At 48.2% G+C, this 13,640-nt stretch carries 11 protein-coding genes; 2 read left to right on the top strand and 9 right to left on the bottom strand.

Annotated elements, in window-relative coordinates; all coding sequences use genetic code 11:
• Nucleotides 1–131 precede the first annotated feature (131 nt).
• Both VF724_RS17965 and VF724_RS17960 read left to right on the top strand, forming a co-directional pair.
• On the top strand, nucleotides 132–3,029 hold the full coding sequence (locus tag VF724_RS17965; RefSeq protein ID WP_371755622.1) for a transporter substrate-binding protein: 2,898 nt from the start codon (nucleotides 132–134) through the stop codon (nucleotides 3,027–3,029).
• A gap of 142 nt (nucleotides 3,030–3,171) precedes the next feature.
• Complete coding sequence (locus tag VF724_RS17960) at nucleotides 3,172–4,503, top strand: cation:proton antiporter (RefSeq protein WP_371755621.1); 1,332 nt, start codon at nucleotides 3,172–3,174, stop codon at nucleotides 4,501–4,503.
• Nucleotides 4,504–4,581: 78 nt separating this feature from the next.
• On the opposite strand, the gene VF724_RS17955 is transcribed toward VF724_RS17960, so the two are convergent.
• From VF724_RS17955 to pcaC, 9 genes are all read right to left on the bottom strand, one after another.
• A complete protein-coding gene (locus tag VF724_RS17955) occupies nucleotides 4,582–5,526 on the bottom strand; it encodes a hypothetical protein (protein WP_371755620.1) in 945 nt (314 codons plus the stop codon).
• Nucleotides 5,519–6,316, bottom strand: coding sequence for a cytochrome c oxidase assembly protein (locus tag VF724_RS17950; RefSeq protein ID WP_371755619.1), 798 nt, complete (start codon nucleotides 6,314–6,316; stop codon nucleotides 5,519–5,521). Before VF724_RS17950 ends, VF724_RS17955 begins: the two co-directional genes overlap by 8 nt.
• 53 nt (nucleotides 6,317–6,369) lie before the next feature.
• Complete coding sequence (locus VF724_RS17945) at nucleotides 6,370–6,993, bottom strand: amino acid permease (RefSeq protein WP_371755618.1); 624 nt, start codon at nucleotides 6,991–6,993, stop codon at nucleotides 6,370–6,372.
• Between the two features lie 224 nt (nucleotides 6,994–7,217).
• Nucleotides 7,218–8,678 carry a PAS domain-containing sensor histidine kinase gene (locus VF724_RS17940; protein WP_371755617.1) on the bottom strand — a complete coding sequence of 487 codons (1,461 nt, stop codon included), beginning with the start codon at nucleotides 8,676–8,678 and terminating at the stop codon, nucleotides 7,218–7,220.
• Between the two features lie 698 nt (nucleotides 8,679–9,376).
• Entirely contained in the window at nucleotides 9,377–9,958 is a 582-nt protein-coding gene (locus VF724_RS17935) for a beta-class carbonic anhydrase (RefSeq protein WP_371755616.1), read from the bottom strand.
• Nucleotides 9,959–10,063: 105 nt separating this feature from the next.
• Nucleotides 10,064–11,047 carry a quinone oxidoreductase family protein gene (locus VF724_RS17930; protein ID WP_371755615.1) on the bottom strand — a complete coding sequence of 328 codons (984 nt, stop codon included), beginning with the start codon at nucleotides 11,045–11,047 and terminating at the stop codon, nucleotides 10,064–10,066.
• Between the two features lie 116 nt (nucleotides 11,048–11,163).
• Complete coding sequence (locus tag VF724_RS17925; RefSeq protein WP_371755614.1) at nucleotides 11,164–12,036, bottom strand: hydroxymethylglutaryl-CoA lyase; 873 nt, start codon at nucleotides 12,034–12,036, stop codon at nucleotides 11,164–11,166.
• A 26-nt stretch (nucleotides 12,037–12,062) separates the two neighbouring features.
• The gene (locus VF724_RS17920) at nucleotides 12,063–12,854 is read right to left on the bottom strand and encodes an enoyl-CoA hydratase/isomerase family protein (RefSeq protein ID WP_371755613.1); all 792 of its coding nucleotides are present in this window, start codon (nucleotides 12,852–12,854) and stop codon (nucleotides 12,063–12,065) included.
• A gap of 104 nt (nucleotides 12,855–12,958) precedes the next feature.
• Nucleotides 12,959–13,336 (bottom strand): 4-carboxymuconolactone decarboxylase, encoded by a 378-nt coding sequence (gene pcaC / locus VF724_RS17915; RefSeq protein ID WP_371755612.1) that lies wholly within the window; start codon nucleotides 13,334–13,336, stop codon nucleotides 12,959–12,961.
• Nucleotides 13,337–13,640: the final 304 nt, after the last annotated feature.

Genomic DNA, 13,640 nt, shown 5'->3' with positions numbered 1-13,640 from the left:
TGAACAATCCTGAACAATATAATTTGACAATTTGCAATATTGGACATAAACTCAAAATATAAAAAATACTGAAAATATTGGGTCCTCAATATAATAGAATCCACAAGCTTCGTGGGAAAGGGGGAGAACGAATGATGGATGCTCATGATGGAATACCTGTCGGCATTCTGTTTTCTCTGACGGGAACCACCGGATTAACGGAAAGAGGACAATACCAGTCTGTATTGCTGGCCATCAAGCAGGTGAATGAACAGCAAAACGGGATCAACGGAAGAAAGCTCATTCCGATTGTTGAAGACATCGCTTCGGACCCGTTTCTTGCCGCCAAAAAAGCAGAAAAATTGATCGCTTCCGATAAGGTTAAAGCTTTGGTCGGTCTGTATACGTCCGTCTGCAGAAAGATGGTTATTCCGGTGCTGGAGAAGAACAACACCCTGTTGTTTTATCCGACCCAATATGAAGGTGAAGAACGGCACCCGAACATCATTTATTGCGGCCCCCTTCCCAATCAGCAGCTTCTTTACTTCATTCCATGGATCATCGAAAACTTGGGCAAGTCTTTCTATCTGATCGGCTCCGATTATATTTACCCGAGGGAAACGAACCGGCATATCGGCTATTTGATCAAGAGACACGGCGGCTATGTTGTCGGCGAGTCCTATGCGCCGTTAGGAACGCAAAAGTTCAACAAGCATTTGATAGAAATCGATCAAACCAACCCGGAGGTCGTCTTTTCCACACTCGTGGGGGAAAGTGTAGTATCCTTCTATCAGCAGTATCAGCAAGCGGGCTTCAAATCCCCGATCACGAGCTCAATCACGGCCGAAACGGAAATTCAGGTCATGAACCCGAAATATGCCGTCGGACACTACTCTTCGTTCCCGTATTTTAATTCCGTCTCATTAAAATCGAACCAGTCGTTCATTTCGGAGTATCGCCAATCCTACGGTACGGATGTTATCAGCTCCGCGATGGAAAACGCTTATAACAGCATTTTTTTATTATCGGAGGCTATGCGCAAAGCCAACAGCATTGATGCCGATTCCTTGCGTCAAAGCTTGTCCGGCTTAACTTACCAGGCCCCGCAGGGAACCATCCGCGTCGATGAAAAAAACAGGCATCTTTGGTTAAACTCGCGCATCGGCAGAGTCAATGAAAACGGACAATTCGATATTGTCTGGGAATCCGATGACGCGATTGCGCCTGTTCCGTTTTTCGATGAGCTTTTTTCCGATCATTCCATCGCCGATTCGAGCTTTGAAACCATTTCGCAGCAGGAACTGGCTTTAAGACTCGATGAATATGCCGCGCTCATCGAAGATATCAAAAAAGCGACTGATTTTCTGCCGTTCACCTTTGCTTTTTTTGATCAGGACGGTTACTTGCTGGAAAGCTTTTGTGATGACCAGTTTGAACGCTTGTATCCAGCATGTCTGGCGCCGGGAACCTCATGGAGCACTCCTCCCCTAAAGCAATCGGGCGTGGGGCTGGCTTTATCCGGGCATACGATAGTGCCTGTAGAGGGTAAAGAGCATGAGCTTGAGGATCTGCACTCTTTTATCTCAATAGGGTTCCCGCTCAAAGGGGATAAAGGATCCATCAAGGGAGTTTTGGGGCTTTTTTGCAAATTGGAAGATATGAAAAACAAACCGGATGACAAAACCGTTTCATATATTAGCAATCTGTTAAAAATTAGCGTCAAAACTCATGAGCATATCGATCAATCCAAGCTGTTTAAACGAATGCTGAAGGATATATCGGACCGAATTCCGGAAAGCCTGTTTGTCGCGGAGGGCGGCGAAATCTTGTTTATGAACAGTTCCGCGCAAAAATTGTATTTGGACAAACATAATACGGTCCGCACGATTTTTAAAGATATTCAGGATGATTTTCAGGAATCCGAAACTTTTCTCAGAAAGAAAATTTTTGACGAACAGTTTGAGGTCCGGATTATTCCGTTTCCTCCTTACCGTTATATTTATATTAATCCGATCAAAAGCGAAGCCGCCTACCGTCATGCCCAAAATAGACGCCAGCTTTACTTGAGCGACATCATCGGTTCCAATGACCGGTTTTTGAGAACCGTCCATTTGGCCAAATCCGCATCCGAAATCGATGCGAATGTATTGATTTTGGGCGAAAGCGGAACCGGAAAAGAAGTGTTTGCCAGGGCCATCCACAATGAGAGCAGAAGAAAAGACAAGCCGTTCGTTGCGCTTAACTGTGGAGCCTTGCCGAGAGATTTGATTTATGCCGAATTGTTCGGGTATGTCGACGGCGCTTTTACCGGTGCCAAAAAGGGAGGCAGCCCCGGGAAATTTGAAGCGGCCAACAGCGGAACTTTGTTTCTTGATGAAATCGGGGATATGCCGTTGGAGCTGCAAGTCACCCTTTTAAGGGTTTTGCAGGAAAAGGAGGTCACCCGGGTTGGAAGCCACGTTCCCATCCCCGTGGATGTTCGCATTATTGCGGCAACCAATAAAAATATCAAGCAGGAGATTGCTTACAAAGGATCCTTTCGAAGCGATCTTTACTATCGGCTGAATGTTTTTACGATCGAGCTCTTGCCGCTGCGGGAAAGAATGGATGATATTCCGGAATTGACGGCTTATTTTATCGATGAGCTGAACTCAAGCTCAAGCACACATGCCAAAATGCTGACTGAAGAAGCCGTTCAACATTTGATGAAATACAGCTGGCCCGGAAATGTGCGCGAATTAAAAAATGTGATCGAACGCTCCTATTATTTGGCGGCAAATTCCAAGCACATTTCGCTTGAACATTTGCCTGAGCACATTATTTATCACTCCAATAATTCGTTTGCTGAAGAATATGTGCCCTCTGACAATATGACAGAGATTAAAAAAGTCGGCGAACAAAACGAAAGGATCCTGTTGATTGAAACCTTAATGAAGTTCAAGGGAAATATCAGCAAATCCGCAAGATATTTGGGGGTTTCCAGAACGACCCTTTACAAGAAATTGGAGGAGCACGAAATCCATGCCTCCAAGTCGAAGCTGCGCAAATAAGAAAACAGCATAATTGGACGCATATCAGGCTTGTCCGACAGGACAAACACCCTTCCATAATAGCCTTGTCCGCGAATATGGTAAAGAATCATGACCCGTTTCCATCGGGCCTTGACCAATTCGAGGAAAGAAGGGAATCGTCTTGTTCAATTTAGGCGGCGAGGAACTAACAAGGTTTTTGTTTGCCATTGTGGCATTATTGGCTGCAGCGAATATCCTCGGCTATCTTGCGGAACGCCTGACCATCCCCAGAGTTATCGGCGAGGTCGCCGGGGGGCTGCTGCTGGGACCTACGCTCATGGGATATTTTTTTCCGGACAAATTTCATTGGCTTTTCCTGGGCTTCCCGTCGGAAAGCGATTTGCTGGGGTTGATGTATCAGCTCGGGTTAATCATGCTGATGTATACATCCGGCCTGAAATTCCAGCACCGGTTTGAACGAAAGGATGCTAAAATCGGAATTGCCATCATCGCTGGTTCGACCATCATCCCTTTTCTGATGGGCTGGCTTTCAACCTACCTGTTCAATCCGGCCGCTTTTATGGGGTCCGCAAATAACGAGATCGCCTTAAAAATCGTTATAGCCATCTCCATTGCCGTGACCTCCATTCCGGTCATCTCAAAGATTTTCCAGGACCTCGGCATCATGCATTCGCGATTCGCCAAAATCGTTGTCGGAATCGCCGGGATCCATGATATCATTCTGTGGGTTGCCCTGGCGGTCGCCTCGGGAATCGTCAGCTCCAACACGGGAGTCAATATGGCGGTCATCCTGCAAAGCCTCGGTGTAACTCTGGGCTTTCTGGTTGTGGCGTTGTTCATTCTGCCCTGGATTTTGAAGCGAGTGACCTCGAAACCGGCGAATATTTTGTTTCGCGCCTCCTTTCTCGGATATTTCCTGGTGCTGCTGCTCGGGCTTTCCGACATTGCCGGTTACCTGAACGTCGATGTCATGTACGGGGCTCTGATGGCCGGGATCGCCACCCGAATTACGCTTCCCGAAAATTTGACGCGCCGTGTTGAAACAAGCGTCGTCGAAATATCCTTCTCCTTCTTCATCCCTTTATATTTTGCGATTGTAGGGCTGAAGCTGGATTTGGCCAAACATTTCAGTCTCCAATACTTCCTCATATATCTGCTTTTTGCCACAATTGTCCAAACCGTAGTCGTGTACTTTACCAGCCGATTGATCAAGGAGGATCGATTGACCAGCCTGAATTTGGCGGCCGCCATGAACGCAAGGGGAGGTCCGGGGATTGTGCTTTCCACGGTCGCTTTTTCATTGGGCATCATCAATCAGGAATTTTTTGCGATTCTGGTCATGCTGGCTCTGGTTACATCATGGATGGCCGGCTCCTGGATCCGCTACGTGCTCAAATCCGGAAAAAGGCTGATGCCCGGCGATGAGAATCTGATTATCCGAAAGCCGCAGGAGGAAGCCCAGTTTCCATCTATAAAGACCAGGTTCAAATAGCACCAAAAATACCGACGCTTTAACGGTTTTTTCATTTTCAGAAAGTGAATTCAGCCCGCTTTCAGTAGAATTTATTTTTTAGCGGAAGCGAATTTTCAAGACAGCAGGCTTCGCAGCAGCCGTCCCGCCGTCCACGTTCCAGGCGGCCAACGTGAATAAGGCAAGCACCGGAATGGAATTGAAATCCGTACCCATGCCTGAAAAAATTCCGCCAAAATCCTGGCCGAACCACCAGCTCCAAAACAGCCACAGCATGGAAAGCCAGAGGACCCCGCGGGAGAATCCGCCGCTCAAATAAACGGCAGCAAGCAGCAGCAGAACCAGCGTCAAGATAGCGTTCCACAAGACAGGCTGGTCTCCTGTCAAATAAACGAATGACTCGATCGGTGCGGACAAAAAATGCGGCTGCGGGAGAGAGGCCGCATTTGCCATTTGAGTGGCCAGCGCATCCGAATTCCAATAGCCGGAGGATGGAAGCGCCTGAAATATCGACATTGCCAGCCAATACATGCCCATTCCTGCTTGGAGGATACGTGCGGCGAGTCCGGAATGCCAATGTTTGTCGGGAAGCAGCAAGAAGATGGCGCCGATGACATACAAAGCCGCCGCACCGGGAAATCCATCCCAATAGTTCGGACTGTCAGCCAGCAGTCCGCCCAAACCTTCGCCAAAAATCCAGATCACAATGCCCCAGATTATCGAGACCCACAGCCCGGCCCGGATAAATTTCCTGCTGCGTCCGATCAATAGGCACAAACCGATCGCCACTTGGAGGACAACCGCCCCGATATTAAAAAGCACGGGCGCATACGCCCACATCCTTATGCCCAACTCCATCAGATGCGCGAGCCAGGCAGGCTGGCCGTCCGTCGCGGATTGCAGCAGGCTTTCCATGATATTCGGCGGATAAAGCGCATAAAAATCGGTGGTGAACATGAGCGGCTGCGACTGCAGCAAGCCGTCAAGCAGCCACAAGATCCCTAATCCGTACTGCAGAACGCGCTGACCAACCGTCTCACGCATACCAGGCAGCCTCATTATATTTCAGATAGGATATAAGCGAACTGGCGCCATAAGGAACGGCCATTCCAATCAGCATGATCAAACCGCCAAGCTGCATATCGCTGACCGGATCCAAGCCGAACACCCGGGGTACGGTCAAATAAAAAGGATACCACTCCTGCTGTGCAAAGATTAAGAGCACCGAGATCGGCATCATCAAGTTAAAATTAAACAGCAGGTACATCAATCTTCCGCCGGACTGCAGCCGATGCAGTTCCGGCAGCGGACTCAGCAGCGGCCACCACATGAAAAAGGCGGTTGCAAAAAAAACGGCGTGCTCGAATAAGTGAAAGGTATCGTTTACAAGCGTTTTATTGTAAATGGCCGGAATATGGAACCCGCTGAAGCAAAGGTTAAAAACAATCGCCGACGCCACCGGATTCGTCCAAGCCTTAAACAAGACTGCACTCGGCTTCCATTTCAGCACAGGGCGAATGAACCAATCCGGAATTCCATAGATGAGAAGCGGCGTCATCAGCATGATTTCCAGCATGTGCTGAACCATATGCGCGCTGAAGAGCAGCTCGTCGGACATATAATCAATCGGCGAACCAAAGCTGAAGTAAAATACCCATAGACCGCCCAAAAATGAAACGATTTGACTTAGAGGAACTTTCCGCGACCCGGAAAACCATGCGCGAATCGGACGGGATAAGAGAAGCAGATAAATGATCTGCATCACGACGGCTTGCAGCAGCACATCCGGATTCCACAGCATACTAAAGCTCAGACCTTGCATAGGCAGAGGCAACCTTTATCACCCTTTACTCACATGTAAATTCACTTACGCTCTACTTGTGACGTCTATTTTCTGGGTTTCAAGTACATGCCCTTCGTCCAAAGCCATACCTTGTTACATACATATGCAAATTTGAACCGGTCAGAACTCATCGGATATGATCCTTCGCCCCCCAGACGGCTGTGCCGGAACCCATACCCCCCGTAGATCAACAAGCCCGCACCCATCCATACCGCAAACCGGATCCAGGTCATCTCCGATAAAATCAGCATCAGGTAAATCGAAAACAGGATGGACAGAACGGGAAAGACCGGACCCCAAGGTATTTTGAAAGGCCGATGCAATTCGGGATGGGTTATCCTTAAGATAATCACACCTGCGGCAGAAAGCACGAAAGCGGATAGGGTTCCGATATTAGCCATTTCCGCTATGATTCCGATAGGCACGAAAGCGGACAGAAGAGACACGAATCCCCCTACGACGGCGGTAATTTTATGAGGTGTTCCAAACCGGGGATGGATTGCGCAATAGCGTTTGGGAAGAAGCCCGTCACGCGACATGGCGAAAAAACTACGGCTTTGTCCGTACAACGACACCAAAAGGACGCTGGTCAGACCCGCCAGCGCGCCGACGGAAATGAATGCCGACGCCCATTTCACCCCTGTCTGCAAAAAACTGTATGCTCGCAAACACAAGTGCGCCAATATCAGGCCAAACCAAAAATCCGGTTGCCTCTCTTATAATTTCCAGATCACTACCATTAACGAGATCCCCACTAAGATTTATTTGTTTGTTTCTTATATTCTACTGACTGTCATGAAAAAATGGGTGTGTTTTTTTATTAATACGTGTGTTTTTTTCTTTTTTTCCAGAGCTCGGAAAGCTATCAATTTATAGGATTTCGACAGGAGAATCATTTTGCAGAATCGGCATCGGAAACGAGAGGTTCAGTCTTGGGAAGCTTGATGGATACCTGGGTGCCTTCTCCCTGTGAGCTTACAAAACTCATTTCTCCTTTATGCTCATGCAGGATTTTCGAGCACACCGCCAGTCCCATTCCCGTTCCCTTCTCCTTCGTCGTATAGAAAGGATGCCCCAGCTGCGGCAAAAGATCGGCAGAGATCCCGCACCCCTGATCTGTAATTTGAATGCATATCCTGTCGTCCCCGGCAAGCTCGGCATTTACGGTAATCACTCCGCCGCGGCTCATCGATTCGATCGCATTTTTGATTACATTCACGAAGACCTGTTTGAGCTTGTCCTCATCACAACGGATGGGCAAATATGCTTGAGCCGAGGCCAGCCGGATTTCGATGTTATGCATATGCGCTTCGAGCTGCATCACCGAAATCGATTTGCGCAGAAGCTCCCATGCATCGCAAACTTGGAAACCGTTAATCTGCGGCTTTGCCGAATTCAAAAAATCCCCGATGATATCCTCTATTCGCTGCAGTTCCGAAAAAATGATGCTGAAGTAATGCTCTTTTCCCAACGTATCCCTGTTTAACAATTGAAAAAAACCTTTGACCGACGTTAAAGGATTCCGTATCTCGTGGGCCAAGGCTGCCCCAAGCTGACCGACCACCGACAGCTTTTCCGCCTGCAGGAGTAGCTGTTCCGCGCGGCGCCGGTCCGTGATGTCCCGACTGACTAAAATGATTTTGCGCACCTCGCCGTTGTCATCCATAATCGGCGTCATCGCAGTCTCAACATCAAGCCAGTAACCGTCTCGGTGCTTCAGCCTGCATTCCAATTGACAGCGTTTCTTCTCATGAAGCAAATTGATGAATATATCCTTTGTCCGATTGATATCATCCGGGTGAATCCAGTCTACGGCAATTCCGCCTATAATGTTTGTAATGCGAATTCCCAGGAACGTTTCATAAGATGTGGAGGCGTATTCAATCCTGCCCGAACGAGTTACAATCGCTACGGCATCCGATATGTTCCCTTCAATCAGCCGAAACATCGATTCAACCTCAAGCAGCGCCCGCTCCATTCGCTTTTTTTCCGTAATGTCCCGACCCACCGTCAGATATGCCCGTATATTCCCGTCTAAATCCCGAATCGGGGAAATCGTCAGACTGACATCCACGCAATGTCCATAAGCCGTTCTCCTTCGGGTCTCATATTCGGATACCTGTTTTTCCTGCAAAATTCTGCTTGCCATCCACGGAAAGTCGTTTGTATTTTCCGGCCACAGGGTCCATACATTCTTCCCGACCACCGTATCTGCGGATAAGCCGTATAAGGCTTCAAAGGCCGGGTTCACATATTGGATGATGTTGTCTGCCCCAATGATCGTTATGGCATCCACGGAATGATTAAAAAACGTCTCCATAAATAAAGCATAATTTAATTCCGGTTGTTTCATTTCTCTTCTTCTCTCCCCAACGTCTTGCCTCAACTAAACTGAACCGATACCGCAAGCTATGAGCCGATTTAATTTATGGATTTGTCCATTTTCTGCGTTTGAAGCATACCTGTAGACATGACGAAGGTGAGCAATGGGGCCGCCAACGCATACAAATCTATCTTAATTGAAGATAGGTTCAATGACTGTCGAACTTTGTAATGTAAATAAATTTTTTTGGGTGCTGATTGTATGCAAAGAACTAAAAGTGTTGTATACTAATTTCTAGACTACCCAATTTTTAGGGGGCGCGTACGGATGGAACAATTTTTTTGCATCGCTTGTCACGAAACCCATATCAAAAATAGTGAAGACAGGATCTTTCAGACCGGATACCGACAAATCAACAGCAAGCAAATTTTACAGGCCGGATATTGCAGCATCTCCTGCAAGCAGGCCAATTTCCAAACTGCCTCTTTCCATAAGAAAGCCCATTCTTTCGATGAATATACAAATAACCTTGATTAGCCTATGCCAAACGTAAGCGCATTAAAAAAACCTCTATCGAGGCCAATTCAACGATGAGCGACCGCGTTAAGAGGAAGGTTTTTATGCCAATAAGAATTTGCCTTTCCGAATGACCGGAAACTTATAAATTCTTATGTGGTCAAAAAGAGACACCGAAGCTTGAAGAAGCCGCGGCGTCTCTTTTTAATACTTTATTTAGCCTTCCCGATTTCATTAGCTTGCGCTACTTCATTCAGCAGACCCGTTTTGACATCATAAATGAATCCATAAATGGGAATGTCTCTAGGCACAAGCGGATGATTGCGGATCCGTTCCACGTCATCGCAAACGCTTTGCACCTGATTTTGAATTGTCAAAAAGTTAATGAATTGTCCGGCACGGGAACCTGTGCCTTTACCCGTATCCACCCATTTGCCCTCTTCAAGCTTGGCGGTTTCCAGGCTTTGCAACAGCAGGCCATGCATGATATCATTCGTGAATGTTTCCATCCCGCAATCTGAATGATGAATGACGAACCATTCCTGCGTGCCTAATAATTTGTAAGAAATAATGAGAGAACGAATGGCATCGTCACTCGCACGTCCCCCGGCATTACGGATGACATGGGCATCCCCTTCTTTCAAACCGGCGAATCGCCCTACATCCAGTCTTGCATCCATGCAGGTTAAAATAGCGATCCTGCGGCCGGGCGGCATCGGAAGGTTGCCCTTGTCCCCGAAATTATCGGCATACGCTTTATTCGCCGACAATATTTCATCCAAAGCTCCGCTCATTTTCATACCTCCTACTGACATTTTTTTACTATCAATAGAAGATATTGAAAATTTGCTTTCTTCATAACCTCCAATTCTACTTTTTCAATTAATTTCGCTTTGAAGTTATGTCAGTAAAATAAGCTTCCCTGTATGCTGGCGGCTTCCCATCCATTGATGGGCCTGGGCAGCCTCCGCCAGCGGAAAAGCCCGGCTCACATAGATCGTTAATTCACCCTCGGCAAGGTAGGAAAGCACATTGGCCGCCGTCTCCTTTAAAGTCTCAGGACGATTTTTTCGATATGTGCCGAAACTATACCCGATGATGGAACGGCAGCTTGAATATTTCAATTCGCCCCAATCCGCGATTCCCGCTCCGCCGGCATCGCCGAAATTCACGAGCCGTCCGAACATCGCCAACACCTTCAAGCTTTGTTCGAACACCTCCCCTCCGACCGAATCCAAAATCACATCCGCTCCCCGTCCGTCGGTGAGCTCAAGCACTTTTTCACCCAACGCCTCTTGGCGATAATTGATCACGGCGTCCGCACCCGCTTCGCGGACGATCCCCGCTTTGGAATCACTTCCGACTGTCCCGATCACTTTGCCGGCTCCCAGCAATTTGGCCATCTGCACGGCAGTCGTACCCACACCGCCGGAGGCTGCATGAATAAGCACGGTTTCGCCTTTTTCCAGTCTCGCCGCCTGATGCAGCAGATTGAACGAGGTAAAGGATACGATTGGACAGGCAGCCGCCGTCTCAATGCTCAAGGATTCCGGAATCGGAAAGGTCAGAGCCTCGTCCGCCGCCGCATACTCCGCATAAGAACCATTGATCGGAAAAGCAATGACCCGTTGGCCGGGCTGCAGACTTTTCACCTCAGAGCCGACCCTTTCAATGATGCCGGTCAAATCCAACCCGGGAATGTAATGCGTTTTTCCGTTTGCGGCATGGTATTGCCCGTAGCGAGCTTTAATATCGGCGAAATTCACACTTGTGCCCTGCACTCGAATAAGCACCTGGCGCGGACCGGGTTCCGGAAGCTCAACGTCCTGCCGGAATTCCATGACTTCAGGACCGCCCTGACGATTGACCACAATTGCTTTCATTGAAATAACCTCCATTTTTTTCACTTGGGGCTCGCGATTTTTGCGGCAAAGTATCAAACGGTTTAATTGATCTTTGCAGTCAATTCAGTGGAAGTGATTTCATCGAGTTGCCTTATTCAATAGTTAGCCAGACGAGTCGACAGAGATTTCGCAAACGCGCTGACACCTTCCAATCTTTCGTACGCAATCCCTGTTTCCACTCCCATTTCATTGAACATCCAGATTAATTCCTCAGTGGCTGCATTTCCTTTGGCGCCCGGTGAGAACGGACATCCTCCCAAACCGCCGATCGAACTGTCAAATTTATCGATTCCGGCAAGCAATGCGGCCAGCACATTTGCGAGAGCCATCTTCTTCGTGTCATGAAAATGTCCGACAAAGACCGCATCCGGGTAAAGCTCCTTTAATCTTGAGAACCGGTCGTATACGATTTGCGGATTGGCAAACCCGTTCGTGTCCCCTAAATCAATCTCATCGGCACCCAGCCGAACAAAGCGTTTGCAAACCTCATTCAGCTCATCAAAGCTCACATCTCCCTGATACGGACAGGAAAAAGCCGTGGAAACATACGCGCGAATAAACATATTCCGGTCTTTGGCTTTTTCAAATATGATCTCACATTCATCCAATGATTGTTTCGTAGTTTTGTTAATATTTTTCATGTTAAAAGCCGTGCTGGCGCCGACAAAAACAGCAATTTGCTTAACATTCGCGGCAATCGCCCGTTCTAGGGATTTCAAGTTCGGCGTTAGCGCAATGTAAGGGATCCCCAGCTGATTGCAGTACGCTGCAATCTCCTCGGCATCCGACATCTGCGGCACCCATTTTGGGTGCACAAAGGCCGTTGCTTCCAAACGGGAAAATCCGGCCTTTGCCAGACCGGAGATAAGCTCTTTTTTCTGGCCTGTCGGGATCGGCCGGGGCTCGTTTTGCAGGCCGTCACGCGGGCCGACTTCAATAATCTCAACCTTTTTGGGAATGCTCAGCACTCATCACGCCTCCTTAAAATTCAATCTCATCCTTTGGAAGCCCCTTTAAATTGCGGAGGACGCTTTTCAACAAACGCCCTTACGCCTTCCAAGCGATCCTCGGTATCGACACACCGGTTGTAGTAGACCAACTCTTGTTCCCGGGCCTCCCGATCATCCATGCCGAACAATCGATCCGACGCTTGCTTGCAGGCCTGGACAGCCAAGGGGGCATTTAGGGCAATCGTCTCGGCTAATTCCATCCACTTCTCCCGAACATGCTCTGAATCAGTCAGGATATTGATCAGACCGGCTTGATGAGCTTCCTCCGCGGGGATGAACCGGCCGGTGCAGAGCCACTCCTTGGTTCGGTGAAGTCCGATTCGTTTGGGAAGCAGTCTGGATGCTCCACCGCCGGGCATAATTCCGCGCGTCACCTCCGGCAACCCGAAGACGGCAGTCCTTGCCGCAACGATCATGTCGCAATTCAGCGCCAATTCAAAGCCTCCCGCCAATGCATAGCCATCCACTGCCGCAATCACCGGCTGGGGCAGATCGGCAACGGCATAGAACATCTTTTCAAAAATTTTATGCTGGCTGCGCCATTCCTCCTCCGTCATCCGGTTGCGTTCCTTCAGATCCGCGCCGGCGCAAAAAGCGCCGGGACTCGAAGAAGCCAGCACGACGACGCGGCAGTCGCTCTCGGATATTTCCCTGCAAATCTGCAGGAGCTGCTCAGCCATCGCGGTATTGAATGCATTCTTCACCTCGGGCCGATCCAATACAATTTCCGCCACCATATTTTCCGAGCCTGTTCTTTTCCAATAAACATAAGACATTGAGCCACTCCCCCGAATCAATCGCGAAAAAATAAAAGCACTCTGTATTTCACGAGATGCTTTTATCTTCGATATCTTAATTTTATTTGCTGTGATTGCTGAAATTACAGATTCTCTTCCTTAAAGACTTCCTGGGCAATTTTGAAGCTTTCCACACCGGCCGGAACGCCGCAATAAATAGCGGCCTGCAGGAAAATTTCCTTGATTTCCTCCTTTGTGCAGCCGTTCCGCAGGGCTCCGCGAATATGCAGATTTAGCTCATGCGGCCGGTTTAATGCGGTGAGCATTGCCAAATTGAGCATGCTTCTGGTTTTTCTCGGCAGACCCTCGCGGGTCCAAACTTCTCCCCAGCAATACTCGGTCACCAATTCCTGCAGCGGCATATTGAAATCATCCGCATTTTGCAAAGACTTGTCCACATATTCCGGGCCCAGCACGCTGCGCCTGACTTCCAGACCTTTTTCAAAACGCTCACCCTGCATCAATTGAAACCCCTTTCATTTCTATTCTATTTCCAATTTATAATACTTTTGTGTTTTACGCAATGGAATTTGGGAAACGTGTATGCATGTTCTATTTGCTTACTTAAGGAGTAATTTCCATCCTTGCAATTGACGTCGCCATTCTAATCATGATCATCGGAATCGTAAATCAATTGAAACATCGTTCTTGAGTGAACAAAAAACACCCCATCGGGCGTTTTTTGCTCCATACTGATATTTGTACATGTTACCTAAGCGGATTCACGTCATATTCAATTTCATCCTTTTTAAATTCCGAGCAAAC

The sequence above is a fragment of the Ferviditalea candida genome (genome assembly GCF_035282765.1).
GTDB lineage: Bacteria > Bacillota > Bacilli > Paenibacillales > KCTC-25726 > Ferviditalea > Ferviditalea candida.
The sequence above is the reverse complement of the archived record's forward strand: the minus strand, read 5'-3'. Positions and strand labels throughout refer to the sequence as shown.